The organism is Labrys sedimenti (assembly GCF_034424805.1).
Classification (GTDB): Bacteria; Pseudomonadota; Alphaproteobacteria; order Rhizobiales; family Labraceae; genus Labrys; species Labrys sedimenti.
Genome location: NZ_JAXOUF010000003.1, coordinates 454,180 through 479,732, shown reverse-complemented (window position 1 = coordinate 479,732; position 25,553 = coordinate 454,180). Strand labels below are relative to the sequence as shown.

Genomic DNA, 25,553 nt, shown 5'->3' with positions numbered 1-25,553 from the left:
GGAAGAGGCGGTACTGAGCTGCCTCGCAAATGCCCCAAGGAGCCGATGTCGCCGCTGGTCGAAACCGTGTTGTTCGTCTTCGGCCTGGTCGCGCTCGGCTATGGCGCGGGGGCGAGCCTCTATCTCAAGCCCGAGGCTGGCGATGCCCTATCCGATTTCGCCGTCCGCGTGGCCCTGCCTCTATTGCTGTTCCGCACCATGGTCACCTCGAACTTCCATGGCTCGGCGCCCTGGCAGTTGTGGGCCACCTATTTCACCGCCGTCATCGTGGCCTGGATCGCCGGCCATCTGGTGATCACCCGCCTGTTCCGGCGTGACGGCCAGGCCGGTGTGATCGGCGGCGTCTCCGCCGCCTTCTCCAACCTGGTGTTGCTCGGCATTCCCTTCATGCTCGGCGTCTTTGGCAATGAGGGCTTCGAGATCCTGTCGCTGATCATCTCGGTGCATCTGCCCACCATGCTGATGGCCTCGATTCTGCTGTTCCACTGGTTCGGGCCACGGCGCCGGGAGCCGCTGCATCCCCTGGCGATCATTCGCGACTTCCTGCGCAGGCTGCTTAGCAATCCCCTGATCATCGGCATCTTCGCCGGCCTCGCCTGGCGGGCAGGCGGCGTTCCCCTGCCCGGCATCGCCAATCGCTTCGTTGACGCCCTCGCCGACGTGGCCGGTCCGATCGCTTTGTTTGCCATGGGCCTCGGCCTGAAGAAGTTTGGCCTGTCCGGTAACCTCAGGCCAGCACTGGTCCTGTCTGGCCTGAAACTGCTGCTGATGCCGGCCGTCGCCCTCGGTGCCGCCTGGTTGTTCGGCTTGCCGCCCTTCCCCGCCAAGGTCGCCGTGGCCGCGGCGAGCCTGCCGTCGGGCGTGAACTCCTATTTGATCGCGATCCAGCTCAAGACGGAGCAATCCCTGGCTTCCAACCAGATCACCATCGCGACGGCGTTTTCTGTCGTAACGACCGCCGTCTGGCTCGAAATCGCCACCGCGCTGCTGGGTTGAGGCATCTCCTCAGACCTCCTCGTCCGGATCCCGGGTCCAGGGTGCGAATATCTCGGCCGCGAATTCGACGAAGGCCTGGATCTTGCGGTCACGCGTGGCGCGCTTGGAATAGAGCGCCCAGACTTCGGCATCCTCGGCCCGGTGCCAGTCCGGCAGGACGATCTCGAAGGGCTGGTCTCCGGCCCGATTGGCCATCAGCCGGGTGGACACCAGGGCAATGCCGGCCCCCTTGAGCATCTGGCGGATGATGGTGTCGGATTCGTTCGACATCAGGATCGGGCGGACCGCCACCTCGACTTCGCTTCCAGCCTTGCTTCTCAGCCGCCAGGTGGTCAGGAGTTCGCCTTGCCCATGGGCGAGCACGGCATGGCCGGAGAGGTCCTGCGGCGAGGCGGGGTGCCCGGCGCGCTCGAGATAGGAAGGGCTGGCGAGTAGGCGAGCCCGTGATCGTCCCAGGCGCCGGGCAACATAGCTGGAATCGGGCAGCACGCCCGTCCGCAGCGCCACGTCGAAGCCGTGCTCCACCAGATCGAGCGGATGGTTGTCGAAGGTCAGCGCCAGCCTGATCCTGGGAAAGCGGCGGCGGAATTCCTCCAGGGCCGGCTCCAGCGCAATCAGGCCGAGGGCGTAGGGGACCAGAAGGCGCAGCGTGCCCTCCGGTTCGGTCCTGAGGGCGCGGACCGACAGATCGGCTTCCTCCAGAATCTCCTCGGCGAGGCTGCAGCGTTCGTAGAAATCCCGCCCGGCTTCGGTGAGCGACACCCGCCTCGTCGTCCGGTTGAGCAGGCGCACGCCGAGATCCTCCTCGAGCGCCGTGACGCGCCGGCTCACCGTGCTTAGCGGCAGGCCGAGCCGGCTCGCCGCGGCGGTGAAACCACCCCTCTCGACCACGCGCAGGAAGACCCAGAGGCTCTGGAGATTATGCAATTTGCACCTCGCAGGAACTATTCCATATTCAGCAATAGTTTTTGCCAAATGGCCATAGTTATTCCATTCCTGTCCTGGCGCTATAAGCGCCTGCATGACCGCCCAGTCCACGTCCGCGCATGGGCCGATGCCCTTGTGGACTCGGCTGACGCAGGCGCCGCCCGGCACCAGCTGGAGCGGCATCGCCTTCGCCTTGCGGACGACGGCCGCCTCGCTGATCGCGCTCTACATCGCCTTCCTGATCAATCTGGACAGCCCGAAATGGGCGGCCATGACCGTGTGGATCGTGGCCCAGGGCAGCCGCGGCATGACGCTGTCGAAGGCACGCTATCGCGTCCTCGGCACCTTCACGGGAACGGGCATCGCCGTCTCCCTCACCGCCCTGTTCGCCCAGGCGCCGGAACTGCTTCTCTGCACTCTCGCCGTCTGGGTCGGGCTGTGCACCGGTGTCGCCACGGCGCTGCGGAATTTCCGGGCCTATGGCGCCGTGCTGGCCGGCTATACCGCGGCGATCATCACCCTGGATGCGGCTGCCACCCCCTCGCAGATCTTCGACGTCGCCGAGGCGCGCCTCCTCTATATCCTGCTCGGCATCGGGGTGGAGGCCACGCTGAGCTCCGTCCTTGCTCCCTCCCGCCCCCTGGACGATGTCCGCGCCGGCCTCGACGCCTATATCCGGCAGGCCGCCGGCATCTGCGCCCGTGCCCTCACCGGAGAGGCGGCGGCGACGGCAGCGTTGCAGCGCCTCTTCGCCAAGGCCCTGGCCCTGGACACCACGGCCGAATATGCGGCGTCCGCCTCAACCGTCGCACGCGGTGCCCTCGGGCATGTCCGCGCCGCCGCCAGTGCGACCCTGGCCCAGCTCGCCGCCGCGCACAGCCTGCGGGACTATCTGTCCCGGCATGATGGCAGCGAAGATGCGTTCCTGACCGAAAGCGCGGCGGTACTGCGGGCCGTTGCCCAGGGCAGCGTGGTAGAGCAGGCAAGAATTGCCACCCTGCGCGGGCGCCTCGGTGCGGCCTATCCCTGCCCCGGCGATCATGGTCAGAACGGAGACGGGCCGCTGTTCCTGCATGACAGGCTCGACGCGCTGCTCTCCTCCCTGCAGACGGCCCTGGTCCGCCAGGCACTGCTGGCCCGGCTGGAACCGCCTCCCTCACACCTGGATTTTGCCTTTCACATCGACCGGATAGCTGCTCTCCACAATGCCGTCCGCGCCGTTGCTGCCGTGCTGCTCGCCTCGACCGCCTGGGTCCTAACGGCAGCCCCCACCGGTTCGGGTTTCGTGACCATCGTCAGCGTGGTCTGCGCCCTGTTCGCCACACGGGACGATCCGGTCGCCGCCGGCCTCGGCTTCCTGAAAGGCACGGGCTGGGCCTTTGTGGCCAGCGCCATCTGCAACTTCGCGCTGATGCCGATGATCTCGGGCTTCCCGCTGCTCGCTGCCGTGGTCAGCCTGTTCATGGTTCCCGCCGGGATCGCCATGCGCCACCCCCGTACGGCTGCTCCCGCAGCGAGCTTTGCCATCTTCTTCTGGGACCTGGTGGGGCCGAGCAATGACGTCCGCACCGAGGCTGCCGGCTTCTTCAATGGTGGCATGACGCTGCTGGCCGGCATCGCCTGCGGCACGCTTGCCTTCGCTTTGCTGTTCCCACCCAATGTCCAGGCGGTGCGCCGCCGCCTGCACGGGGCCATCCGGCATGATCTCGCCTTGATCGGCAGTACGCCGGGGATCTGGACCTCGGCGGAATGGTTCAGCCGGACCGCAGACCGTTTCGGCCGGCAGCTTGCCGCCGAAAAGGCCCTGCCCAGCGCCGTGATGGATCGGGATATGGCCGCTATGCTGGCGGCCCTGACCATCGGCGCGGCCGCCATGGAGCTCGACAGGCTGGCACAGACCCAGAAGGCCGCCGCGCGACCAATTCGCGCCGTGTTGCGGCGGCTGGCCTCAGCCGATCCGCAGGCCCTCGCCAGGGCCGCCAAGCCGGCGGCGGCGCATCTGGTGCGGCAGGCCCGACATGCGGACAGCCATGCCTCGCGCGCGCTGCATCGAGGCGGCGTGCTGCTGCAGGAAATCGCGCGCGAAGCCATCGAACAGGCCGCATTTCTGAAGGGGTGAAGAGCAGAGGAGGCTCTGTGAGAGCTTCCAAAAAGAAGGGCGCCGGATGGCTCCGGCGCCCTTGATCTTTCTGGTCTGTTCGCCGCGATCAGATGTCGAGCGTGTGGTCGCGCTCCCACTGGGTCAGATGGCTGGCGTAACTGTTCCATTCCTGACGCTTGAGCTTGAGGTAGGCAGCCGAAAAGTCATTGCCCAACGCGGCTTTCAGCGACTCGTCCGCGTCGAAATTGCGCAGGGCATCGAGCAAGTTCAGCGGCAGCTTGGGCGCGTCCGTCACGGTATGGCCCATCTGGTACATGTCGATGTCGTAGCGCTTGCCGGGATCGGCCTTGGAATGGATGCCGTCGAGGCCGGCGGCGACGATCACGGCCTGCATCAGATAGGGATTGGCGGCGCCGTCTGGCAGGCGCAGCTCGAAGCGACCCTTCCCGGGCACGCGCACCATGTGGGTGCGGTTGTTGCCGGTCCAGGTCACCGAATTCGGGGCCCAGGTCGCGCCGGAGATGGTGCGGGGAGCATTGATGCGCTTGTAGGAATTCACCGTCGGATTGGTGATCGCCGACAGGCTTTCGGCATGCTTCATGATGCCGCCGAGGAAGTGATAGCCCTGCCGCGACAGGCCCATCTCGTCCTTGTTGTCGTAGAACATGTTGACCTTGCCGGTCTCGTCCCACACCGAGATATGAGCATGGCAGCCCGAGCCGGTCAGTCCCATGAAGGGCTTGGGCATGAAGGTGGCGCGCAGGCCGTGCTTCTCGGCGACCGAGCGCACCATGAACTTGAAGAAGGAGTGCCGGTCGGCGGTGATGAGGCAGTCGTCGAAGTTCCAGTTCATCTCGAACTGGCCGTTGGCGTCCTCGTGGTCGTTCTGGTAGGGGCCCCAGCCCAGCTCCAGCATGTAGTCGCAGATCTCGGCGATCACGTCATAGCGGCGCATCAGGGCCTGCTGGTCGTAGCAGGGCTTGGCGGCGCAATCCATGGCGTCGGAGATGGCGGTGCCGTCGGCATCGATCAGGAAGAACTCGGCCTCGACGCCGGTCTTCACATAGAGCCCTTCCTTGGCCGCGTTGGCCATGACGTTCTTGAGCACCACGCGCGGCGCCTGGCCGACATGCTTGTCTTCCATCACGCAGTCGGCGGGAACCCAGGCGACTTCCTTCTTCCAGGGCAGCTGGATCACCGCGCTGGGATCGGGCAGGCCGAACAGATCGGGATGGGCCGGTGTCAGGTCCAGGAAGGTAGCAAAGCCGGCGAAACCGGCGCCGTCCTTCTGCATGTCGGCGATCGCTGCTGCCGGAACCAGCTTGGCGCGCTGGGCGCCGAACAGGTCCGTGTAGGAAATCATGAAATAGCGAATGCCTTTTTCCCTGGCGAGCGTCGCCAAATCCTGGGTCATGTGCGGAATCCCGATAAATGGATGGTTAGGTGTGCCGATCTTCAGATCGGCATCTTTTGATCATGTTAGACAAAGAATATGCCGGTCCGAAGACCGGCATATCTTCAGAAACCCTGTCCGGGGATCCAGCTGGTGCCTGCCAGCGGTACGCGGGCCATGGCCGCGGCCTCGATGGTGAGGGCACACAGGTCTTCCGGCTCGAGATTGTGGACGTGGTTCTTGCCGCAGGCACGGGCGATGGTCTGGGCCTCCAGCGTCATCACCTTGAGGTAGTTGGCGAGGCGACGGCCGGCCTTGACCGGATCGAGCCTTTCCATCAGCTCGGGATCCTGCGTGGTGATGCCGGCCGGATCCTTGCCCTCGTGCCAGTCGTCATAGGCGCCGGCGGTGGTGCCGAGCTTGCGATATTCGTCCTCGAGCGCCGGGTCGTTGTCGCCGAGGGCGATCAGGGCCGCCGAACCGACCGAGACCGCGTCCGCGCCGAGCGCCAGGGCCTTGGCGACGTCGGCGCCGTTGCGGATGCCGCCGGAGACGATCAGCTGTACCTTGCGATGCATGTTCAGGTCCTGCAGCGCCTGCACGGCAGGACGGATACAGGCGAGCGTGGGCTGGCCGACATTCTCGATGAAGACTTCCTGGGTGGCGGCTGTGCCGCCTTGCATGCCGTCGAGCACCACCACGTCGGCGCCGGCCTTCACCGCCAGGGCCACGTCGTAATAGGGACGGGCGCCACCGACCTTCACATAGATCGGCTTTTCCCAATCGGTGATTTCGCGCAGCTCGAGGATCTTGATCTCGAGATCATCCGGCCCGGTCCAGTCGGGATGGCGGCAGGCGGAGCGCTGGTCGATGCCCTTGGGCAGCGTGCGCATCTGGGCGACGCGGTCGGAGATCTTCTGGCCGAGCAGCATGCCGCCGCCTCCGGGCTTGGCGCCCTGGCCGACCACCACCTCGATGGCGTCAGCCTTGCGCAGGTCGTCCGGATTCATGCCGTAGCGCGACGGCAGATATTGATAGACCAGCGTCTTGGACTGGCCGCGCTCTTCCGGCGTCATGCCGCCGTCGCCGGTGGTGGTGGAAGTTCCCGCCAGCGAGGCGCCGCGGCCGAGGGCCTCCTTGGCGCGGCCCGACAGGGAGCCGAAGCTCATGCCGGCCACGGTGATCGGGATCTTGAGCTCGATCGGCTTCTTGGCGAAGCGCGAGCCGAGCACGACATTGGTGGCGCAGCGCTCGCGATAGCCTTCGAGCGGATAGCGCGAGATCGAAGCGCCGAGGAAGAGCAGGTCGTCGAAATGCGGGACCTTGCGCTTGGCGCCGCCGCCGCGGATGTCATAGATGCCGGTGGTGGCGGCGCGGCGGATCTCGGACAGGGTGTAATCGTCGAAGGTCGCGGACTTGCGCGGAACGGTCGGCGGATTGTGATAGCTCATGAGGTCAATCCTGGGATCGCAGGCCTATAGCCTGCTCTGGAAACAGTCGATGCAGCGGGAAGAGCAGGCCGAGAGCCTGTGATCCCAGGTCAGTAGGCATCCGCATTGTCGATGTTGAAGTTGTAGAGCGTACGGGCCGAGCCGTAGCGCTTGAACTCCTCGGGCTTGACGTCGGTGAAGCCGGCCTTGGCCAGCAGCCCACCGAGGATTTCCAGATGCTCGGGGCGCATCTCCTTCTCGATGCAGTCGGCCCCCAGGCTCTTCACCTTGCCGCGCACGAACAAGCGAGCCTCGTAGATCGAGTCGCCCAGGGCGTCGCCGGCATCGCCACAGACCACCAGATTGCCCGACTGGGCCATGAAGGCGGACATGTGGCCGATATTGCCCTTCACCACGATGTCGATACCCTTCATCGAGATGCCGCAGCGCGACGATGCGTTGCCTTCGATCACCAGAAGACCACCCTTGCCGGTGGCGCCGGCATATTGGCTGGCATCGCCCTTGATGCGGACTTCGCCCGACATCATGTTCTCGGCCACACCCGGGCCGGCAGAGCCGTGCACGACGACAGTGGCTTCCTTGTTCATGCCGGCACAGTAATAACCGACGCTGCCCTTGACATCGATGCGCACGGGCGCGTCGATACCGACGGCCAGGGCGTGCGAGCCCTTGGGATTGCTTACCTCCCAGGAAGTGGCGTTGGTGCCGGCCTTGAGCGCGTGCAGAGCCTGGTTGAGCTCGCGCAACGGCGTCTTGGCCAGATCGATCTTTTCAACGTCCGTGCTCACGCTCGCGACTTTCTTCGCAAGTTGATCCATGCCTCAGCGCTCCCAGAAATAGACGGTGGCGGGCTCAGGCTCCCACACCTTGGCATCCTCGATGCCAGGCAGGTTGACCAGAGCGCGATATTCGGACCCGAAGGCGACATATTGATCGGTCTCGGCGAGCACGGCCGGCTTGCACGCGACAGGATCGCGCACCACCCCGAAGCCGTCCTTGGTGCCGACCACGAAGGTGAAGAAGCCGTCGAGGTCGTCGAGGCCCTTCTCCATGGCCTCGCCGAGATTGAGGCCCTGGTTCATGCGCCAGGTCAGATAGGCGGCCGCGACTTCCGAGTCGTTCTCGGTCTCGAAGGTCATGCCGTCATGCCTGAGTTCGCGGCGCAGATTGTTGTGGTTGGACAGCGAGCCATTGTGCACGAGGCACTCGTCGGCACCGGTCGAGAAGGGATGGGCGCCGAGCGTGGTCACCGCCGATTCCGTCGCCATGCGGGTGTGGCCGATGCCATGGCTGCCGGTCATCCCGGCCAGGCCGAAGCGCTTGGCGACCTCGGTGGGATAGCCCACTTCCTTGTAGATCTCGATCGCCTCGCCCGCACCCATGATGCGGATCGAAGGGCGCTCAGCCTTGATGGCCTGGCGGGCCGCTTCGGCCTTGTCGGCATCGAGGACGAGAACGGCGTGGGTGTCCTTCGGCGTGATGGAGACCTTGGCACCAACGGCCTTTTCGACCAGGGCAGAGAGACCCTCGAAATCCTTGGCCGGATCGGCCGACTGGACGGTGATCTTGGCCTTGCCGGCTTGCGGCGCGCCATAGATCGCGAACCCGGCCGAATCCGGGCCGCGGTCGCACATGGTGGCGAGCATACCCGACAGGAGCGTACCCAATTGGGGCTCCAGGCTCTTATCCTTCAGAAACAGGCCGACAATGCCACACATAGCACGGGTCCCTCATGCGTTGATTTCAGGGAGGCTAGCAATTTCCTGAGGCGCCAGCAATATCCACCTGAACATTTTTTTCCTGTGAGGAATATTTTTTTGGAAACGGATTTTCCTCACAGGAAACAGCGAGAAAATGAAGCTCTCAGGCCTGCTGGCGCCAGCGTTCCCAGCGCAGGCGCGCCACCCGGTAGGCATCCGGGATCGAAAGCGCCCAGACGAACAGGCCTCCCGCCATGCGGCCGATCGGAGACGTCTCCGGCGTCGACAGATGCCAGCTCAGAAAGGCGAACAGGAGCGTGAAGAACGCAAATCCCAACCCGCGCATCTGGCGGCCAAGAGCGACATGGCCGACCCCGGGAAGCGCAACGGCGAGGGCGAGGATGAGATAGGGATGAAAGGGTTTCGCGAGCATGGCTGCGGCCATGGCGCCCTCCTGACGGTGATTTGAGCACTGCGACTCTGATTCAATCGCCATTGCAGGAGCGGCGAAGCAATCCAGAAGTCTATTCCTAACTGATGATGCGCCCTAGGCCCGCTGGCCACGCGTCTCCTGCAGATGCGCGGGCGTCGGCGCAGGCGACAGCCTGCGGGCGATCTCCTCCAGACCGTCATAAAGCCGCATGAACAGGGCGGGATCGAAACCTGCGTCACCGAAATCGCATTGGCGCAGCAGCAGATGCTGGCCTCGCTGCCCTTCGGCGGCCTGAAAGACCACCCTTAGGCCGGCCGGCATCACCAGCACCTCCTTGACCCTGGGATCGGCCATGAGGTCTGCGATCGCCCGCTCCGCCTGGGCCAGGAAGGCTGCACCACGCCGCCGGCCTCTTACCATCACGTCCTCGGGCAAGCCGGCGGGTGGTTCGAGACGCACCGGCAGGTCGGGCGTGCGGGCGTAGAACTCGCTGCCGGAAGGGCGCGCCAACACGCCGAAGGCGGCTCCCCCCGGCAGCGGCATCATTACCGTCAGTGAAAGCCAAAGCTGCGGCAAGCGCCGCAGCGTCATCGTATCGGGCATCAATTCGACCACGACGCGACGGCCGGCGATCTCCCCGGACAGCCGGGGGAATCCCCCCACGCCATCCGCCTGTTCCACCCGCTCGAAAAGCGGGCGGCAATCGGCCAGCAGGGCCCTCCGCCGGCGCCAAAGCGCCGACCTCTCGCGATTCATAAGCCAGCCCAGGCCGGCGAAGCCCGCCACGAGGACGGCAAGAAATGCGAACAAGGTCATGCTGGCCGCCTCCTCACCGCATCAATATCCCCTGGGCCGAGGCCAGGGCATGGTGAACTGGTCGCCCCGCCGCACATATTTGTAGCGGTGGAAGGCAAACCACATCGAGACCACGATGTAGAACACCATCATGGCGATGAGTTGGGTGCCATAACCCAGGAACACCGCGAAATAGGCGGTCGAGCACAGCAGGAACAGCACGATCGCCGGCAGCGGATGCAAGGGATGCACATAGCCGCGCTTGATGCTGCCCACCGGCCATTTCCAGCGGAACATCATCACATTGAAGGTCATGTAGGAGTAGCCGAGCAGGCCCGACAGGATCGAGAAGGTCACCACCTGGTCGAGCGGCGCGCCCAGCGCGAAGATCAGGGCGATCGGCACCAGGAAGAAGATCGAGCGGAAGGGCGTGCGGTATTTCGGATGCACCGCGCCGAACCAGGCCGGCATGTAGCGATCGCGCCCCATCGAGAACCAGGCGCGCGAGGCGTCGTTGATGCAGCCATTGGCCGAAGCCAGCGTGGCGAAGATGGTGCCCACGAACAACAGGACCATCAGCCCGGTCGAACCGGTCATGCGTGCCGCGTCGAACAAGGGCGTGGTGGCTTGGCCGAGATATTCCCAGGGCATCAGGCTGACGCAGACATACCAGGTCATGGCGGCCGCGATCAGGAGGGTGATCATGCCGAGCATGGTGCCGAATGGCAGAGAGCGCGCGGGCGAGCGCACCTCCTCGGCCGCCTGGCAGGTACCCTCGATGCCGAGATAGAACCACAGGCCGAAATGCAGCGACGCGACCACGCCCAGCCAGCCATAGGGCAGGCCCGTCAGCAATTCGGCGGGCTTGAGCAGGTCCTCCGACCAGGGCTTGGCACCGACGAACAGGAAGACGATGGCGAGGAAGGCGATGGCGGTGATCACCAGATTGAAGGTGAGCGTGGCATAGACGCCGCGATAGTTCAGCAGGGCCAGGCCCATGATGGTGAGCACGATGAAGGGCTTGTCATGCACCGCATCGAAACCGGCCATGCCGCCCACCGTCTGGATCAGATAGCCGGCGGTGATCGCATTGGCCGCTTCGAGCATGGTGTAGGCCATCACCAGATAGAGGCCGACATTGAAGGCCATCAACGGGCCGACGATGTGCTTGGCCTGGGCATATTGGCCACCGGCCGCGGCGACGGTCGAGGTCACCTCGGAATCGATCATGGCCACGCAGGTATAGAGCAGGCCCGCCGTCCAGCAGGCGATCAGGGCCGCGAGCGCCCCGCCCTTGCCGACGGCGAAGTTCCAGCCCATGAACTCGCCGACCAGCACGATGCCGACCCCGAGCGCCCAGACATGGGCGGGACCGAGCACGCGTAAGAGCGAGATCTTCTCGCCATGGATGACCGTGGTTTGGACATGCGCCGAAGCCCCCGCATTGGAGGTGATCTCGCTCATTTTGCACCTCTATGCGTCGGGTCGATGATCAGTTCATCTTCGATTTCGCCTTCGCGGGAAGACATCAGCATGTCTTCCGAATAGGTGGCGTTGGTCTTGATGAGGTCGTAGAGCATCCAGGCGCCGATCAGGATCGAGATCGCCCAAGCCGCATATTCGAGAAGATGGAATGTATTCACGGCATCGCCCTCACTTGTCGCCGAAGCGCTCGGCGATCACATCCCGGTATTCCTTTTCCGAGAAGTAGATCAGGAAACCGAAATAGATCACGATGATCGCCGCGGTGAGCAGGAAGGCCAGCAGCGAGAAGGAATAATCGAAGCGCGAGGCGATGATCGGCGCTGCCGTTTCGGCGGTATAGCCGAGCTTTTCCCACAGCGACTGGGCGAACGACGATTGTCCCATGCCGGCCCAGCTCTTGTCCGAAAAGGTAAGATCCACCTTGCCCCCCCCGGCAAGCCCAAGGGCGATGGGCGCGAACAGGCTGGCGACCACTAAGGCGAGTAGCACGATGGAATCGATGACCTGGCCGAGCGCCGATTGTTCGGGCGGCTGGTAAGGTGTCTTGCCTGAAGGTGTCTTGGCCATGTCAGCTCCTCACCGCTTGCTCTTCTTCATTTCATCGATGTAGTGGAGGTCGAGCCCGTAAAGATGCAGCTTGTCCTCGTGATAGTGGCGCAGCAGCGCGATGATCGCGGCCGTGTTGAACAGCAGCACCAGGCCCCCGGCTATGAGCAGGGCAATGGTGATGCCCGTCGAGCCGCTGTCGGGCGCGATCTTGAAGAAGACGAAAAGCAGGATGAGCCAGAGGGCGCCGATGGCGCCGAAAGCCCAGGCGCGGTCGCGGCGATACATCACCTCGATCCGCGGATCTTCCGATCCCGGTGTCATAGATATTTCCTCCCGAATACAGCCTCTTGCGGGTTCGCTTTTGTTACTGAGAGGCAATTTGTTTTTATGCCAGGAAAGTCTGCGCCCGTTGCGCGGCCCCTGTCAAGCGCTTGTCTGACAAGAAACTTCGCATTCGCGACATTCTTTGGCAGATTCACGCCATTTTTCTGAACGTTTAATGCTCGGAAAAATTCTTGCACTTCAGGAAGACCCGCAGCAAGATCACCTGGAGCAGGAGGCGGGCATGAGGGTCCACTGCAGTTTGCGTGTGCGCAGACGATGCCGGAAGGCGGGCGGCGATTCGCCCAACGATCCCGTGCGCCTGGCAAAACACGCGGCGCTGCCGGGCGAAAAATGCAATTCGACCGTCTCCCCCATCCAAAATCGCAGCTTCTTGTCTGGAATCCCGGCCGGTGGTCGCCATATTGGCGGGATAACGGGCGGCATCCAGCTTGTCGCTCGGTGGGCCGCACGATATTTTTCAAGCGTCAGCCCAATGCAGCCGGGGAGTTGGCCGTCGCACAGCTGGGCAACCGCAACTGGGTTGCCTTCACACGAGCGGGAACGACTCTCCTCTCGTTACGGGAGAGCGTGTTTTTTCTAAAGCCGGCCGCGGTCTTGGAATTCAGACCTTCCGGGTGCGAGGCAAACGGGAATGAGTGGGGAGAAAGCGCCGGACGCGCCAGACTCTCCGCAGGGACGTGAAAGGAACGAGCATGACGAAGCGGGTGGTTACACCAGCTGTCAGGACAGTGCCGACGCCCGCCGCCGGGCGTGGAGGCCAGACGGTCATTGCCCCGACATTAGGGCCTCGTTATGCCGATCCAATCGATCCCGACGACGGTGAAGGCCTGTTCTCGGATGCTTTCCCCACCCGCGAACTGCCGCCTGCCTCTGCCTTCCCCGGCCAGGACCCGCATGCGCTCGGCGGTGCCCGTGACAATATTCTGGAAGTGGCGATCGGACGTGAGGTTCGTTCCTTTCGCAACAAGCTGGGCATCACCGTCGCCGATCTTGCTGCCGCGACGGGTCTGTCGCTCGGCATGCTCTCCAAGATCGAGAATGGCGTGACCTCGCCCTCGCTCACCACGCTGCAGACCCTGTCACGCGCCCTCGGCGTTCCCGTGACCGCCTTCTTCCGGCGCTTCGAGGAACGGCGCGAGGCGGTGTTCGTCAAGGCGGGTGAGGGTCTCCTGATCGAGCGGCGCGGTACGCGCGCCGGCCATCAATATCGCCTGCTCGGCCACAATGCCGGCAATACCGGCCGCGTGGTGGTCGAACCCTATGTCATCACGCTGACGGAAGAGTCCGACGTCTTCCCGCTGTTCCAGCATTCGGGCCTGGAGTTCATCTACATGCTGGAGGGCGAGGTGGTCTACCGCCACGCCGACAAGCTCTACCACCTCACGCCCGGCGACAGCCTGTTCTTCGACGCCGATGCCCCGCACGGCCCCGACGAGATGCGGCAATTGCCGATCCGCTTCCTGTCGATCATCTCCTACGCAAAGGATGAGGTCTAACCGGCGCTGGGCGCCGAGCCAGTGGTGCGCAGTGCGACCGGCACGACAGCCCCCGGTGGCAGCGATCCCGATCCGGATCTCCAACAGGACGCAAGCGACATCGTCACGGCCACGACTGCGATCAATTGTGCGCCACTCCAAGAGCCGAAAACAGGATATATCCAGACAAGGAGCCCGATGCCGGCGCAAAGTGCGGATTGGAGAAGCCCTGCCAGGCCGTAGTGAAAGAGTAGCCTTGTGCTTTCATCATCACGCGCATCGGAGACAGCACCATGGATGTCCGTGCGCTGGCGCCCATAGAGGTAGCTGAACAAAGGAAGGAGCAGAGCCGTCGCGACGATGTGACTGACGGCGATCGCTCCTGACAAATCTCCTCCCTCCGCCGGCCAGACCAGCGGGTAGAGGAGGATCAAATATCCGGCAGCTATGCTGGCGAGAAACGGTGGCCAAATCACCGCTGCCAGTATCCTTTGCGTTTCCGCTCGATCCTTTTGCCTGGCTTGGGACGCTTCATTCGTCTTGGGCGCTTGGATCACGATCAACGTTGCTGTAACGGCCAACAGGGCTGCCACCAAGGCATAGACCAGACCGAACAGCATCATGGAGGGTGCCATTCCTCCGGTTCGGATAAGGTCGACCTGCTGAAGAAACGTTGCCGGAAGTGCCCCAACAAGGGGCGCCAGCCAAAGGAACCAGAAGCCGTTGCCCAGCCCCGGCAATCGGAGACGATCGACCAACCAAATCAGCAAGGCCGTGCTGCCGACGAAGGTTGCAAGGCTCACCGGAACCGCGATTGCGTCGGTATCGTCGACCACCCCCACGGCCCGCAGGCCAACCATAATGCCATATCCCTGCACCGCGGTCAGAACGAGCGTTGAAATATGCAGGACGTCGTTCCATCGACTTGCATTGCGGCTGGAGGCCTCCTGCCATCGCACCAGCCGTGGAAATAACAGCTTGGCGATTTCGGCGTGAGCCAAAACCGTGAACAGCGGCACAAGGCCGAGAGAAAAAATCGAGAATCTGGCCATCGAGGGATCAAGTGAAAATGACGTCATGGAGGCCAGTTTTTCAGCATCGAGACCTGGCAAAGGGATCCAGGCTCCCAGAGCGTAGACCAAGAAGACCACGGCGAATGTCGCTATTGAACTCCCGGACATTTCAGGTGCCAATCGCCGCCGATCCATTCAGGTTCTCCCTGTAATAGCTGGGATCAGCCTTGCCCTTTTTCCCGTCGAGCTCAACTCCCATGAGAAGGACGCTTGACAGCGCCGCTGTCCTCGGCGGAAACTCATTTGTATACGAACGATATTCCGCCGTTTCAGCCTGCCTGCGGCGGTTTGCGCCCTCCCCCAACGACCTTGACGCTGGACCGGGAGGACGCGAGCCGACACAGTCCAAGAATCATAAAGCCTCCAACATCCAGAGCGGAGACCCTGAATGCGGATCTTGTCTCGACTGGCCCTCGCGGGCACCGTCGCCGTGACCTTGTTCGCGGCCCTTCCTTCGTATGCGGCCGACAGCATCAAGATCGGCGAGATCAACTCCTATTCCGGCCTGCCCGCCTTCACCGAACCCTACCGCAAGGGCTGGCAGCTCGCGCTGGAGGAGATCAACGCCGCCGGCGGCGTCAGCGGCAAGCCGCTGGAAGTGATCTCCAAGGATGATGGCGGCAAGCCCGCCAGCGCCATCACCGCCGCCAACGAGCTCACCTCGAGCGACGGCGCGGTCATGCTGATGGGCACCTTCTTCTCCAATGTCGGCCTCGCCGTCTCCGACTTCGCCAAGCAGAAGGACGTGATGTTCCTGGCGGCCGAGCCGCTGACGGACGCCATCACCTGGTCGAAAGGCAATGCCCAGACCTTCCGCCTGCGCCCCTCCAACTACATGCAGGCGGCGATGCTGGCGGAGGAAGCCGCCAAGCTGCCGGCCAAGAACTGGGCCACGGTGGCGCCCAACTACGAATATGGCCAGTCGGCCGTCGCCGTGTTCAAGCAGATCCTCAGCGCCAAGCGCCCCGACGTGAAATGGGTGGGCGAGCAATGGCCGACCCAGGGCAAGATCGATGCCGGTCCGGTGGTGGAGGCCCTGCTCGCCACCAAGCCGGATGCCATCCTCAACGTTACCTTCGGCGGCGATCTCGTGAAGTTCGTGCGCGAGGGCTCGACCCGGGGCCTGTTCAAGGACCGGGCCGTGGTGAGCTTCCTCACCGGCGAGCCCGAATATCTCGCCCCCCTCAAGGACGAGGCGCCGACAGGCTGGATCGTCACCGGCTATCCCTGGAACGCAGTGAAGACACCGGCTCATGACGCCTTCCTCAAGGCCTACCAGGCCAAGTACAACGACTATCCGCGCCTCGGCTCGATCGTCGGCTACGTCACTATGAAGGCTGCCGCCGCCATCCTGGCCAAGGCCGGGTCGACGGACACCGCCGCCCTGGTCAAGGCGGCGGAAGGCCTGCCGCTGGAGACCCCGTTCGGGCCGATCAGCTTCCGTGCCATCGACCATCAATCCACCATGGGCGCCTTCGTCGGCAAGACGGGGGTCGCGGACGGCAACGGCGTGATGACCGATTTCGTCTATCGCGACGGCAAGGACTATCTGCCGGATGACGTCACGGTGAAGGGCATGCGGCCGGCCCAGTAGAGTGGACATGCCCAGCACGCCGGAACGACATATCCCAGTCATCCTGCGCGCGGTGCAGCATGTAATGCTGCGCCGCAGACGCGGGACCGCGTTGAGATTGAGCCTCAGTCTGCTCACGGTCCCGGATCTGCATCGCAGTACTGCGTGCTGCAATGCGTCCGGGATGACCCCAACACCGAGGTCTTCGTGGGAACCATCATCGCCCAATTCCTGAGCGGCCTGGCCGGGGCCGCCTCGCTGTTCCTGGTCGCGTCGGGCCTCTCGCTGATTTTCGGCGTGACCCGCATCGTCAATTTCGCCCATGGCGCCTTCTACATGCTCGGCGCCTATGTCGCCTGTACGCTCGCCAATGCCTGGTCCGGCCCGCTCGGCTTCTGGCTGGCTTTGCCGGCCGCCGTGGCGATCGTGGCGGTGATGGGCGGGCTGCTGGAGATGACGCTGCTTCGGCGGATCTACCGGGCGCCGGAGCTGTTTCAACTGCTCGCCACCTTCGGCGTCACCCTGGTGGTGCAGGACCTCGTGGTGATCGTCTTCGGCGCCGATGATCTGCTGGGGCCACGCGCACCGGGCTTGAAGGGCGCGGTCGAGATCGCGGGCAAGGCGATCCCCGCCTATGACCTCTTCCTCATCGCCATGTCGCCTTTGGTCCTCGGCCTGATCTGGCTGCTGCTCAACCGCACCCGCTGGGGCATCCTGGTGCGCGCCGCCACTGAGGACCGCGACATGGTCGCCGCCCTCGGCGTCAACCAGAAATGGCTGTTCACCGGCGTGTTCATGCTGGGCGTCGGTCTCGCCGCGCTCGGCGGAGCCCTGCAGATCCCGCGCGACGCCGTCACCCACCAGATGGACCTCGCCATCATCGTCGAGGCCTTCATCATCGTGGTCACCGGCGGGCTCGGCTCTATCGTCGGGGCGCTCGTCGCCGCCATCCTGATTTCCGAGCTCAACGCCTTCGGTATCCTCGCCTTCCCCAAGATCTCGATCGTATTGATCTTCCTGGTGATGGCGGTGGTGCTGGTGGTCAGGCCCTGGGGCCTGTTCGGCAAGCCGACGAACCCGCAGCGCCCGCCCCTGGGCCTGACGACGCAGCCCTGGCAGCCCATGCGAATATCCGGACGCCTGCTCACAGCCGCAGCCATCGCGCTTGCCGCCCTGCTTCCGCTCGGTGCCAGCCCCTATGTGCTGTCGGTGGGCAGCGAGATCCTGATCTTCGTGCTCTTTGCCGCCAGCCTGCAGTTCCTGGTCTCGGTCGGCGGCCTCGTCTCCTTCGGCCATGCCGCCTTTTTCGGCCTGGGCAGCTATGGCGCTGCCCTGCTGACAACGATGCTGGGCTGGCCGATGGAAACCGTGCTGCTGGCCGCGCCCCTTCTGGCGCTGGCGGGAGCCATGCTCTTCGCCGGCTTCGCCGTCCGGCTCTCGGGCGTCTATCTCGCCATGCTCAGCCTCGCCTTCGCGCAGATCTGCTGGTCTATCGCCTCGCAATGGGTCGACTTCACCGGCGGCGACAATGGCATCTTGAGCGTATGGCCGGCGAAATGGGCTGCCAAGCCCTGGGCCTTCTATGAACTGACATTGGTCGTCGCCCTGCTGGGTGTCGGCCTGCTCAGGCTCGCCACCTTCGCGCCCTTCGGCTTCATGCTGCGGGCCGTACGCGATTCCGACCTGCGTGCCGAAGCAGTCGGCATCGCGAAGGCGCCGGTGCAATGGGCCGCTTTCGTATTGGCGGGCCTGCTGGCCGGCGTCTCCGGCGCCCTGTTTGCCTTCCTGAAGGGCAGCGTATTTCCCGATGCCTTCGGCGTCACCACCTCGGTCGATGGGCTGGTAATGGTGCTGCTCGGCGGCATGGGCAGTGTTTCCGGCGCCGTGCTCGGCGCCGGCGTGTTCAAGACGCTGTCGATCTGGCTGATGAGCGCGACCGACTATTCCAAGCTCGCCATCGGCCTGTTCATCGTCGCGGTCGTGGTGGCGCTGCCGCGCGGACTGGCGGGCCTGCGCGATCTCCTGCCCCGAAAGGAGAACCGGCCATGACGGTGCTGCTGGAGGTGCAGGGGCTCGCCAAGACCTATGGTGGCGTTGAAGCGGTGAAGGACGTTTCGCTCACGGTCGCGGCGGGCGAGATGGTGGCGCTGATCGGTCCCAATGGCGCTGGCAAGAGTACCTGCTTCAACATGATCCACGGGCAGATCAAACCCGATCGCGGCTCCATCCGCCTGTTCGGCCGCGAGACGGCCGGCATGCGGCCCGCCGCGATCTGCGGCCTGGGCGTCGGGCGTACCTTCCAGATCACTGCCACCTTTGCCTCGATGCGCGTGATCGAGAACCTGCAGGTGGCCCTGGCGAGCCATGACGGCATGATCTGGCGCCGCTTCGCGCGCCTCGATCGCTACAAGCGGACGGAAGCCAAGGCCCTGCTCGACCTCGTCGGCATCGGCGCCCTGGCCGACCATCCCTGCGGCGAGCTCGCCTATGGCGATCTCAAGCGGCTGGAGCTGGCGGTGGCGCTCTCCAATGAGCCGCTCCTCCTCTTGATGGACGAGCCGACGGCCGGCATGGCACCCGGTGCACGCATCGCCATGATGGCCCTGGCGGCCGGCATCGCCCGCCAGCGCGGCATCGGCATCCTGTTCACCGAGCATGACATGGATGTGGTGTTCGAGCATGCCGACAGGCTCCTCGTGCTCGACCGCGGCCGCCTGATCGCCGCCGGCGATGCCGAGACCGTCCGCAACGACCCGCAGGTGCGCGCCGTCTATCTCGGCGACGGCACGGTCTTCGCGCCTGCTGCAATCCATGCGCAGGAGCCCGCCCCATGAAGCTGGAAATCGCCGGCCTCGACAGTTTCTACGGCCCCGCCCATATCCTGCACCAGGTCTGCCTCGAGATCGGGCCCGGCGAGGTCGTCGCCCTGCTCGGCCGCAACGGCGCCGGCAAATCCACCACCTTCCGCTCCATCATCGGCCTGGTCGCCGACCGGCGCGGCGCCATCCGCTTCGACGGCGCCGACATCATCCGCCTGCCGGTCTACGAGATCGCCCGCCGCGGCATCGGCTATGTGCCGGAGGATCGCCGCGTCTTCACCGACCTGACGGTCAGAGAGAACCTGGAAGTCGGCCGCCGACCGCCGCGCCAGGACCTGAAACCCTGGACGCCGGAACGGCTCCACGAGCTCTTCCCCAATCTCGCCGCCATGCCCGGCCGGCTCGGCGGACGGATGAGTGGCGGCGAACAGCAGATGCTGACCATTGCCCGCACGCTGATGGGCAATCCCGCGATCGTGCTGCTGGACGAGCCTTCAGAGGGCCTCGCGCCCAAGATCGTCGAGGACATGGCACGCGCCATCCTGCGCCTCAAGCAGGAAGGGCTGTCGATCCTGCTCTCCGAGCAGAACCTGCATTTCGCCCGCCTGATCGCCGATCGCGCCTATGTCATCGAGAGCGGCATGATCCGCTATTCCGGCACCATGGCCGCCTTGGAAGCCGACAGCGCCGTGCAGACGGAATACCTGGCGTTGTAGCCGAGACCGAATGGATGTATATACAATAGAGTATATACATCCATGACGGAATCGATGATGCCTCACTACGCCAAGGTCTTTCGTTCCGGGAATTCCCAAGCGGTCCGCCTGCCGAAGGAATTCCGCTTCCAGGTCGAGGAGGTCGAGGTCATCCGGGAGGGGGATGCTCTCATACTTCGCCCCCGTGCTGGCCCTGCCCAGAGCTGGGCCTCCCTGCGCGCGGCTCTCGAACTTGGTTTCAGCGGAGATTTTCTGGCCGAAGGCCGCGAGCAGCCGGCGACACCGGATCTGCCCGGACTTGACGAGTTCTTCGAATGATCCGCTACCTCATCGACACAAACGCGATCATTGCTCTCAAGAAACAGCGTTCACGTCCGCTGCTCGATCGCATACTGGCGTGCAAGCCGGGTGAGATTGCCCTCTCCACCATCGTCCTGCATGAACTCTATTACGGCGCCTATCGCAGCCAGAAGCTCGAGCGCAATCTCGAGGTCATCCGTCTGATCAAGCGTGATTTCGAGGTTCTCGACCTCGATGACGGCGATGCCCGCGAAGCCGGCGATATCAGGGCTGCTCTGGCTATGGCTGGAACGCCGATCGGGCCCTATGACCTGCTGATCGCCGGGCAAGCCATCGCCCGATCGCTAACTCTGGTGTCGAATAGTGTGGGCGCATTCAGTCGAATTCCGCGGCTCAGACTGGAAGACTGGACACTGCCGTCGGCAACAGGATTTCACGACACTTGGGATCCGTCCGCGAAGAAGTGAATCGGACGCTCGTCATCGCCAGCGCCACTGCAGGTGGCAAAAAGGGCATGACAACGCGTTTCTTGGCTGACGGCCCCTTAGGTGGAAACCGGCTTGCCACGCCTACGCCGCCTCCTTCTGCCCATCGCAAGCCGCACTGGAAAAAATCGAACGCTCGGGAATAAAACTGCGATCACCGCGATCTGGATCGGCATGGGCTGCTGGCAGCCATCTTCCCTATCCGGAGCGCGAAATGATCCATTCCGACGAACCTCCTTCACCGGGCGAGAGCGGTGCCGGCCGTCGCTGGCGTGAGAGCCTTTTCGAGATACCCCCGGCCAACCGCCTCTATCGCCCTGCCCTGGCGCGGCTCGTCCTGCAACTGGCCCTGTTGTCCCTGCCCGCCCTGGTCGGGACACGATGCCCTCTTCAAGCCGCCGCCGACAATTTCGCCCTCACGCAGGCCCGGGATTTCAGCTATTCCTTTTCTCGGCCGATGCCGGTGACCGGCAAGGTCGCGATGTGGTGGGCTGCGCATTGATCGAACCAAGATTGTGCGGGAAGGACGAGCAGCCATGACGGCCTATGCCGGCGCGAATCCCGACATTCCCTGGCTGTTGCCGTCGATCCGCCGGCTGGCCGCATGGTGGCATGGCATCTGGACCATGGCCGCAGACGGACAGCCTTCCGCACGGACGGCGGGGAACGCCGATACGCTCGCCCGGTTCCAGGCCGTGATGCTGCCGCATCTCGACGCGGCGCATAATCTGGCGCGCTATCTCTGCCGCGACGCCGACACGGCAGAGGACATCGTGCAGGAGGCCTTCCTGCGCGCCTTTCGCGGCTTTGGCGACTATCGCGGCGGCAGCGCGCGCGCCTGGATCCTGACCATCGTGCGCAATTGCCATCGCTCCTGGTGGCAGGCACGCCAGCGCAGCCCCCGCACAGAGCCGCTCGATGCCGGCGAAGGCGAGGAGGAGAGAACCGACCTGCCTCATGACGAGGCGAGCCCGGAAGCCGCCTTGCTGCAGCAGGCCGAAGCGGGCGAGATCCGCGCGGTTCTCGAGCGCCTGCCTGAGGCCTTCCGCGAGGTCCTGGTCCTCAGGGAAATGGAGGAGCTTTCCTATCGGGAGATCGCCGAAACGATTGCGGCCCCCATGGGCACGGTGATGTCGCGGCTCGCCCGCGCACGCACCCTGTTCGCCGCGGCCTGGAAGAACCGGCAGGCAACGCCGGGAGGAGAGCCATGAGCATGGCCGAGACACCCCATCAGGACTGGGATAGGCTGCTGCAGCTCTATGCCGATGGCGAACTCGACGCCGCCAATGCCCTGCGGGTGGAGGAGCATCTGGCCGGCTGCCCCGACTGCACCACGCGGCTTGCCGAGATCGAGGCGATCCGGGCGATGATCAGCCAGGACGGCGTGCGCTGGCCGGCCTCCGCGGCCTTGCATGGCCGGGTGGCGGCGGCCCTGCGCCGCGAAGCCGGCGCTTCCCGGACTTCCACGCTCGCCGGCCTCGACTGGCGCCTGCTCGCCGACCGTTTCACGCGCTGGAGCCTGCTGCCATCGCTGGCCGTCCTGGCAGCCTGCGTACTGTTCGTGACGACGCGGCCCGAGCCCGGTTCCTCGCTGGAGGACGAACTGATTTCCAGCCATGTCCACTCTTTGCTCGCCAGTCACCTGACCGACGTCGCAACCTCCGACCAGCACACCGTCAAGCCCTGGTTCAACGGCAAGATCGACTTCTCGCCGCCGGTGGTGGATCTCAAGGCGCGAGGCTTCCCGCTGGTCGGCGGGCGTGTGGACTATCTCAAGGGACGTGTGGTCGCCGCGCTGATCTACCGGCGCAGCGGCCATGTCATCAACCTCTTCATCTGGCCTGCCTCGGGGCCTTCTGCCCCCGCCGGCGAACGCGAAGGCTATAGCCTCTTGAACTGGAGCCAGGCAGGGCTGAACTTCTGGGCGGTCTCCGACCTGAACGAGCCGGAACTGAAGCAATTCCAGCAGGATTTCGCCGAAGCGACATTGAAGTGACGGCTGCCCTTCAGGATCGCGAAAACGCCGGCACGGGCTGCCCGGGACAGGCCCGGGCAGGACAAGATCGAGCGCCTTCTAACCCACCGCGCGGCGGTAGAGGTGCCAGGTCGCATGGCCGAGCACCGGCATGGCCACGATCAGGCCGAGCAGCGCGGGCAGCGAGCCGAGCACCAGAGCGCAGGCGACGATGAAGCCCCAGGCCAGCATCGGGCCGGGATTGGCGCGCACCACATCCACCGAGGTCCCGACGGCGGTGCCGATCCTCACCTTGCGGTCGAGCAGCATGGGGAACGACACCACGCTGATCGCCAGCACCGCCAGGGCGAACAGGAACCCCGCTCCGACGCCGAGCACGATCATCGCCCAGCCGGCCGGCGTGGTGAAGACATCCGAGACGAAGGCGGCGACCGAGACCGGCAGGGCCGGGCCGAGCGTATAGCGATAGATCAACGCGGCGACACCGAGCCAGAGCGCGAAGATCGCCGCCAGGATCAGGCTGAGCCCGAGGATGGCACCGAAATTGGGCGAGCGGGCCACGTCGAGCGTATGCGCCCAGGTGGCCTCGAGGCCCTGCTCGCGGCGGCGGCTCATTTCATAAAGGCCGATCGCGGCAACCGGGCCAACCAGCGCAAAGCCCGATACCAGCGGGAAAAGCATCGGCAGCATGCCGTTGCCGAAGGCGAACTGGGCCAGGACCAGCCCGGCGAGCGGATAGATCAGGCCGATGAAGATGACGTCGGTGCGATAGGCGCCGAAATCCTGGAAACCCTTGGCCAGGACCTCGCGCAGATCGGCAAAGCCGATCCGGCGGACGATGGGAGCCGAGGTTTCGAACTGGGCGGCGGGGCGATGCAGGGTGGTGCCGAGCGCGCCCACGCCATTGGCGGCACCGCGGACGGCATCGATACCCCATTCGACGGGATTTCTGATCGTCATGGTCCTACTCCCGAAAGGAATGAAGGCCGCGACCGAAGTGGAACGCCGGGCGGGGTGCCGACGCCGAAACAGCCACGACGAGCGCGACCTGTAGATCCGCGACAATACGCCTCATGCGCGCGGATGTCAGCCGTCTATCTCGTCAACATCCGGTCACTTGCGCGTGTGCTTGCCGCCCGTCCAGCCATTGGTAAGAGTAGGTATTCGGAACCGCCGCGGATTCGCCAATGATCACACTTCTCGCGCTCTCCGGCAGCCTCCGCCTCGGCTCGTCGAACACCGTGCTGCTTGAAGCCGCGGGATTGCTGGCACCGGCCGGCATGCAGATCGAACCCTATCAGGGCATCGGCACCTTGCCGCATTTCAATCCGGATCTCGATGACGACAATCCGCCCGAGACCGTCATGGCCCTGCGACACCGGGTCGGTGTCGTCGATGGCCTCCTCATATCCTGCCCCGAATATGCCCGCGGCATTCCCGGTTCCTTCAAGAACGCGCTCGACTGGCTGGTCGGCAGCTTCGAATTCCCGGGCAAGCCGGTCGCCCTCTTCAACGCCTCGCCGCGCGCCGGCGACGCGCAGGCGGCCCTGCGCCTGGTGCTGACCACGATGTCCGCCCGCATCGTCGAGGAAGCCTCGATCACCCTGCCCTTGCTGGCGACCCGGCTGGATGCCGTCGGCATGGCCGGCGATCCCGAGATCGCCGCAGCCATAAGAACGGCCCTGGCGGCTTTTGTTCGCGCCATCCATGTTGGAACACCTACCGCACAGTGAAAAACATGCCGCGTTTTGTGGTCTTCAAAATTCCACGCCGTTGCGGATCGCGTCGCACCGCGCAGGTGTTATCAACAAACAGAAACAAATATTCCTTGATGCTCCTTCCGCTACGCTGAATAGTCGAGTGTTGGCCCTCCGGAGGTTTGCGCTTGTCACCGGTTTTATTCGTCGTGTTGCTTCCTCTGGTCGTACCCGTTGCATTAGCGATCGGTGTCGCGTTGCATGAAATCGCTCATGCGATCATGGGGCGAATCTTCGGAATACAAATCAGAGAAATTCGATTTGGCAGAGGCAGGGAACTGTTTCGCAAACGCCTAGGAAAGACCACGTTGTGGGTCGGAGCATCGATCGATTGCGGTATAGTTTATCCTTATTACACAATTCACCCTAGCAAGGCCGCGAATTTTCTCTTCGCCGCTGCCGGGCCGTTGATGGACCTCAGTCTCTTTGCATTCGCCATTTGGCTTTATGCCAGCAACGTCCTGCCCGATAGTATCGCCTGGATAGCGGTGATCATGATGGTCACTCAGGCAGGCCTGATCCTTGGCAATCTCACTCCGCGGACCAATACGACGAACGATATTCACCACATGAGCCATGTTCTACAGGCTGATCATCGAGAGTATTTGCAATATTGGGAAGTCTATCGACAAAAGTTACGCTTATATTGGAACGGCCTGGGAGCCCTTCCCGAACCCACCCGCCAATCCGGTCGAATCGCGGCCTTGCTCGATATTGATACCGGCGAAATGTTGCGGGGGGATCTGATCGCATCGCTCGAGAGTGAATTGGAGTTGCACCCCCAGACAGCCGAGGCGTTGCTGATCCTCGATCATCTGGCCACCCGCGCCCTTTATTATTGGCACCCTGGTCTGGCAGCGCCGCTGGATCGCTGGACGGCTCTGGCGGCCTCTCTCGGCCCCGACATCCCGACGTTAAGGGGAACGCGAGGCGCCGCCCTGTGTCTGCTCGGACGCTATGACGAGGCCGAGGAGTTGCTGGAACAGGCCGATAGCTCCGACGCTTTCAACTGTTTCCTGAACAACCTGTTTCTGGCGCGTGTTCGTCACGCCCGCCGGAACCCGTGGCAGGCCCATCAAAATTACGAAGAGGCTTTGAAGCTCTATGGCCGGGCGGCCAAAGGCAATCCTCATATCCCCAAACTGGCGACGTTCATCGCCTCCGAACTCGGCTATCCGCCTCCCCCTGCCCTGCAGGCGTGAAGG

General features: G+C 64.2%; 27 protein-coding genes. 14 read left to right on the top strand and 13 right to left on the bottom strand.

The features are described 5' to 3' along the window. Positions 1 to 45 precede the first annotated feature (45 nt). Positions 46 to 996: an AEC family transporter gene (locus U1R88_RS13845; RefSeq protein ID WP_322431735.1), complete on the top strand. Its 951-nt coding sequence runs from the start codon at positions 46 to 48 to the stop codon at positions 994 to 996. 9 nt (positions 997 to 1,005) lie between these two features. Here the strand turns inward: U1R88_RS13845 and U1R88_RS13840 are convergent, their stop codons facing one another. Beyond that, positions 1,006 to 1,923 (bottom strand): LysR family transcriptional regulator, encoded by a 918-nt coding sequence (locus U1R88_RS13840; RefSeq protein ID WP_322431734.1) that lies wholly within the window; start codon positions 1,921 to 1,923, stop codon positions 1,006 to 1,008. Positions 1,924 to 2,017: 94 nt separating this feature from the next. On the opposite strand from U1R88_RS13840, the gene U1R88_RS13835 reads away from it, so the two are divergent. Further along, complete coding sequence (locus U1R88_RS13835; RefSeq protein ID WP_322431733.1) at positions 2,018 to 4,042, top strand: FUSC family protein; 2,025 nt, start codon at positions 2,018 to 2,020, stop codon at positions 4,040 to 4,042. Between the two features lie 88 nt (positions 4,043 to 4,130). Here U1R88_RS13835 and glnT read toward each other — a convergent pair whose 3' ends face one another. From glnT to U1R88_RS13785, 10 genes are all read right to left on the bottom strand, one after another. Continuing rightward, the gene (gene glnT / locus U1R88_RS13830) at positions 4,131 to 5,438 is read right to left on the bottom strand and encodes a type III glutamate--ammonia ligase (protein ID WP_068296614.1); all 1,308 of its coding nucleotides are present in this window, start codon (positions 5,436 to 5,438) and stop codon (positions 4,131 to 4,133) included. A 104-nt stretch (positions 5,439 to 5,542) separates the two neighbouring features. Beyond that, positions 5,543 to 6,868 (bottom strand): FMN-binding glutamate synthase family protein, encoded by a 1,326-nt coding sequence (locus U1R88_RS13825; protein WP_068296611.1) that lies wholly within the window; start codon positions 6,866 to 6,868, stop codon positions 5,543 to 5,545. Positions 6,869 to 6,957: 89 nt separating this feature from the next. Continuing rightward, positions 6,958 to 7,656, bottom strand: a complete 699-nt coding sequence (locus U1R88_RS13820; protein WP_322431732.1) for a GXGXG domain-containing protein — start codon at positions 7,654 to 7,656, stop codon at positions 6,958 to 6,960. Between the two features lie 33 nt (positions 7,657 to 7,689). Next, positions 7,690 to 8,586 carry a class II glutamine amidotransferase gene (locus U1R88_RS13815; RefSeq protein ID WP_068296602.1) on the bottom strand — a complete coding sequence of 299 codons (897 nt, stop codon included), beginning with the start codon at positions 8,584 to 8,586 and terminating at the stop codon, positions 7,690 to 7,692. A 145-nt stretch (positions 8,587 to 8,731) separates the two neighbouring features. Next, positions 8,732 to 9,013, bottom strand: a complete 282-nt coding sequence (locus U1R88_RS13810; protein ID WP_156771760.1) for a hypothetical protein — start codon at positions 9,011 to 9,013, stop codon at positions 8,732 to 8,734. Positions 9,014 to 9,115: 102 nt separating this feature from the next. Further along, positions 9,116 to 9,817, bottom strand: a complete 702-nt coding sequence (locus U1R88_RS13805; protein WP_322431731.1) for a hypothetical protein — start codon at positions 9,815 to 9,817, stop codon at positions 9,116 to 9,118. Between the two features lie 21 nt (positions 9,818 to 9,838). Continuing rightward, positions 9,839 to 11,260 carry an APC family permease gene (locus tag U1R88_RS13800; protein ID WP_082980123.1) on the bottom strand — a complete coding sequence of 474 codons (1,422 nt, stop codon included), beginning with the start codon at positions 11,258 to 11,260 and terminating at the stop codon, positions 9,839 to 9,841. Beyond that, complete coding sequence (locus U1R88_RS13795) at positions 11,257 to 11,439, bottom strand: hypothetical protein (protein ID WP_068296597.1); 183 nt, start codon at positions 11,437 to 11,439, stop codon at positions 11,257 to 11,259. The genes U1R88_RS13800 and U1R88_RS13795 overlap by 4 nt, the downstream gene beginning before the upstream one ends. A 10-nt stretch (positions 11,440 to 11,449) precedes the next feature. Next, complete coding sequence (locus tag U1R88_RS13790; RefSeq protein WP_322431730.1) at positions 11,450 to 11,848, bottom strand: hypothetical protein; 399 nt, start codon at positions 11,846 to 11,848, stop codon at positions 11,450 to 11,452. 9 nt (positions 11,849 to 11,857) lie between these two features. Beyond that, complete coding sequence (locus tag U1R88_RS13785) at positions 11,858 to 12,151, bottom strand: hypothetical protein (protein ID WP_068296585.1); 294 nt, start codon at positions 12,149 to 12,151, stop codon at positions 11,858 to 11,860. Positions 12,152 to 12,867: 716 nt separating this feature from the next. On the opposite strand from U1R88_RS13785, the gene U1R88_RS13780 reads away from it, so the two are divergent. Next, positions 12,868 to 13,671 (top strand): helix-turn-helix domain-containing protein, encoded by an 804-nt coding sequence (locus tag U1R88_RS13780; protein ID WP_322431729.1) that lies wholly within the window; start codon positions 12,868 to 12,870, stop codon positions 13,669 to 13,671. Here U1R88_RS13780 and U1R88_RS13775 read toward each other — a convergent pair. Beyond that, the gene (locus tag U1R88_RS13775) at positions 13,668 to 14,858 is read right to left on the bottom strand and encodes a hypothetical protein (RefSeq protein ID WP_322431728.1); all 1,191 of its coding nucleotides are present in this window, start codon (positions 14,856 to 14,858) and stop codon (positions 13,668 to 13,670) included. The genes U1R88_RS13780 and U1R88_RS13775 overlap by 4 nt on opposite strands. A gap of 253 nt (positions 14,859 to 15,111) precedes the next feature. Between U1R88_RS13775 and U1R88_RS13770 the strand changes: the two genes are divergently transcribed. The 9 genes from U1R88_RS13770 to U1R88_RS13730 all read left to right on the top strand — a co-directional run bounded on the left by U1R88_RS13770 (position 15,112) and on the right by U1R88_RS13730 (position 22,612). Next, a complete protein-coding gene (locus tag U1R88_RS13770) occupies positions 15,112 to 16,317 on the top strand; it encodes an ABC transporter substrate-binding protein (protein ID WP_322431727.1) in 1,206 nt (401 codons plus the stop codon). Positions 16,318 to 16,503: 186 nt separating this feature from the next. Further along, positions 16,504 to 18,345, top strand: a complete 1,842-nt coding sequence (locus tag U1R88_RS13765; protein WP_322431941.1) for an ABC transporter permease — start codon at positions 16,504 to 16,506, stop codon at positions 18,343 to 18,345. Further along, on the top strand, positions 18,342 to 19,130 hold the full coding sequence (locus tag U1R88_RS13760) for an ABC transporter ATP-binding protein (protein WP_322431726.1): 789 nt from the start codon (positions 18,342 to 18,344) through the stop codon (positions 19,128 to 19,130). The genes U1R88_RS13765 and U1R88_RS13760 overlap by 4 nt, the downstream gene beginning before the upstream one ends. Continuing rightward, positions 19,127 to 19,831, top strand: coding sequence for an ABC transporter ATP-binding protein (locus tag U1R88_RS13755; protein WP_322431725.1), 705 nt, complete (start codon positions 19,127 to 19,129; stop codon positions 19,829 to 19,831). Before U1R88_RS13760 ends, U1R88_RS13755 begins: the two co-directional genes overlap by 4 nt. A gap of 57 nt (positions 19,832 to 19,888) precedes the next feature. Beyond that, positions 19,889 to 20,149, top strand: a complete 261-nt coding sequence (locus U1R88_RS13750; RefSeq protein ID WP_322431940.1) for an antitoxin — start codon at positions 19,889 to 19,891, stop codon at positions 20,147 to 20,149. Continuing rightward, complete coding sequence (locus tag U1R88_RS13745; RefSeq protein ID WP_322431724.1) at positions 20,146 to 20,598, top strand: type II toxin-antitoxin system VapC family toxin; 453 nt, start codon at positions 20,146 to 20,148, stop codon at positions 20,596 to 20,598. Before U1R88_RS13750 ends, U1R88_RS13745 begins: the two co-directional genes overlap by 4 nt. 232 nt (positions 20,599 to 20,830) lie before the next feature. Then, positions 20,831 to 21,118: a hypothetical protein gene (locus U1R88_RS13740; protein ID WP_322431723.1), complete on the top strand. Its 288-nt coding sequence runs from the start codon at positions 20,831 to 20,833 to the stop codon at positions 21,116 to 21,118. 34 nt (positions 21,119 to 21,152) lie between these two features. Beyond that, entirely contained in the window at positions 21,153 to 21,827 is a 675-nt protein-coding gene (locus U1R88_RS13735) for a sigma-70 family RNA polymerase sigma factor (protein WP_322431722.1), read from the top strand. Beyond that, a complete protein-coding gene (locus U1R88_RS13730) occupies positions 21,824 to 22,612 on the top strand; it encodes an anti-sigma factor family protein (protein ID WP_322431721.1) in 789 nt (262 codons plus the stop codon). Before U1R88_RS13735 ends, U1R88_RS13730 begins: the two co-directional genes overlap by 4 nt. Before the next feature lie 78 nt (positions 22,613 to 22,690). Here U1R88_RS13730 and U1R88_RS13725 read toward each other — a convergent pair whose 3' ends face one another. Next, positions 22,691 to 23,551 carry a DUF2189 domain-containing protein gene (locus tag U1R88_RS13725; RefSeq protein ID WP_322431720.1) on the bottom strand — a complete coding sequence of 287 codons (861 nt, stop codon included), beginning with the start codon at positions 23,549 to 23,551 and terminating at the stop codon, positions 22,691 to 22,693. Between the two features lie 227 nt (positions 23,552 to 23,778). On the opposite strand from U1R88_RS13725, the gene U1R88_RS13720 reads away from it, so the two are divergent. Continuing rightward, positions 23,779 to 24,324 (top strand): NADPH-dependent FMN reductase, encoded by a 546-nt coding sequence (locus tag U1R88_RS13720; RefSeq protein ID WP_322431719.1) that lies wholly within the window; start codon positions 23,779 to 23,781, stop codon positions 24,322 to 24,324. A gap of 152 nt (positions 24,325 to 24,476) precedes the next feature. After that, positions 24,477 to 25,550, top strand: a complete 1,074-nt coding sequence (locus U1R88_RS13715; RefSeq protein ID WP_322431718.1) for a site-2 protease family protein — start codon at positions 24,477 to 24,479, stop codon at positions 25,548 to 25,550. Positions 25,551 to 25,553: the final 3 nt, after the last annotated feature.

Excerpts from the sequence above, each read along its gene's own strand:
- U1R88_RS13845 (WP_322431735.1), top strand. The coding sequence starts at position 46 with ATGTCGCCGCTGGTCGAAACCGTGTTGTTCGTCTTCGGCCTGGTCGCG.
- U1R88_RS13835 (WP_322431733.1), top strand. The coding sequence starts at position 2,018 with ATGACCGCCCAGTCCACGTCCGCGCATGGGCCGATGCCCTTGTGGACT.
- glnT (WP_068296614.1), bottom strand. The coding sequence starts at position 5,438 with ATGACCCAGGATTTGGCGACGCTCGCCAGGGAAAAAGGCATTCGCTAT.
- U1R88_RS13825 (WP_068296611.1), bottom strand. The coding sequence starts at position 6,868 with ATGAGCTATCACAATCCGCCGACCGTTCCGCGCAAGTCCGCGACCTTC.
- U1R88_RS13815 (WP_068296602.1), bottom strand. The coding sequence starts at position 8,586 with ATGTGTGGCATTGTCGGCCTGTTTCTGAAGGATAAGAGCCTGGAGCCC.
- U1R88_RS13810 (WP_156771760.1), bottom strand. The coding sequence starts at position 9,013 with ATGGCCGCAGCCATGCTCGCGAAACCCTTTCATCCCTATCTCATCCTC.
- U1R88_RS13805 (WP_322431731.1), bottom strand. The coding sequence starts at position 9,817 with ATGACCTTGTTCGCATTTCTTGCCGTCCTCGTGGCGGGCTTCGCCGGC.
- U1R88_RS13800 (WP_082980123.1), bottom strand. The coding sequence starts at position 11,260 with ATGAGCGAGATCACCTCCAATGCGGGGGCTTCGGCGCATGTCCAAACC.
- U1R88_RS13790 (WP_322431730.1), bottom strand. The coding sequence starts at position 11,848 with ATGGCCAAGACACCTTCAGGCAAGACACCTTACCAGCCGCCCGAACAA.
- U1R88_RS13785 (WP_068296585.1), bottom strand. The coding sequence starts at position 12,151 with ATGACACCGGGATCGGAAGATCCGCGGATCGAGGTGATGTATCGCCGC.
- U1R88_RS13780 (WP_322431729.1), top strand. The coding sequence starts at position 12,868 with ATGACGAAGCGGGTGGTTACACCAGCTGTCAGGACAGTGCCGACGCCC.
- U1R88_RS13775 (WP_322431728.1), bottom strand. The coding sequence starts at position 14,858 with ATGGATCGGCGGCGATTGGCACCTGAAATGTCCGGGAGTTCAATAGCG.
- U1R88_RS13770 (WP_322431727.1), top strand. The coding sequence starts at position 15,112 with ATGCGGATCTTGTCTCGACTGGCCCTCGCGGGCACCGTCGCCGTGACC.
- U1R88_RS13760 (WP_322431726.1), top strand. The coding sequence starts at position 18,342 with ATGACGGTGCTGCTGGAGGTGCAGGGGCTCGCCAAGACCTATGGTGGC.
- U1R88_RS13755 (WP_322431725.1), top strand. The coding sequence starts at position 19,127 with ATGAAGCTGGAAATCGCCGGCCTCGACAGTTTCTACGGCCCCGCCCAT.
- U1R88_RS13750 (WP_322431940.1), top strand. The coding sequence starts at position 19,889 with ATGCCTCACTACGCCAAGGTCTTTCGTTCCGGGAATTCCCAAGCGGTC.
- U1R88_RS13745 (WP_322431724.1), top strand. The coding sequence starts at position 20,146 with ATGATCCGCTACCTCATCGACACAAACGCGATCATTGCTCTCAAGAAA.
- U1R88_RS13740 (WP_322431723.1), top strand. The coding sequence starts at position 20,831 with ATGATCCATTCCGACGAACCTCCTTCACCGGGCGAGAGCGGTGCCGGC.
- U1R88_RS13735 (WP_322431722.1), top strand. The coding sequence starts at position 21,153 with ATGACGGCCTATGCCGGCGCGAATCCCGACATTCCCTGGCTGTTGCCG.
- U1R88_RS13730 (WP_322431721.1), top strand. The coding sequence starts at position 21,824 with ATGAGCATGGCCGAGACACCCCATCAGGACTGGGATAGGCTGCTGCAG.
- U1R88_RS13725 (WP_322431720.1), bottom strand. The coding sequence starts at position 23,551 with ATGACGATCAGAAATCCCGTCGAATGGGGTATCGATGCCGTCCGCGGT.
- U1R88_RS13720 (WP_322431719.1), top strand. The coding sequence starts at position 23,779 with ATGATCACACTTCTCGCGCTCTCCGGCAGCCTCCGCCTCGGCTCGTCG.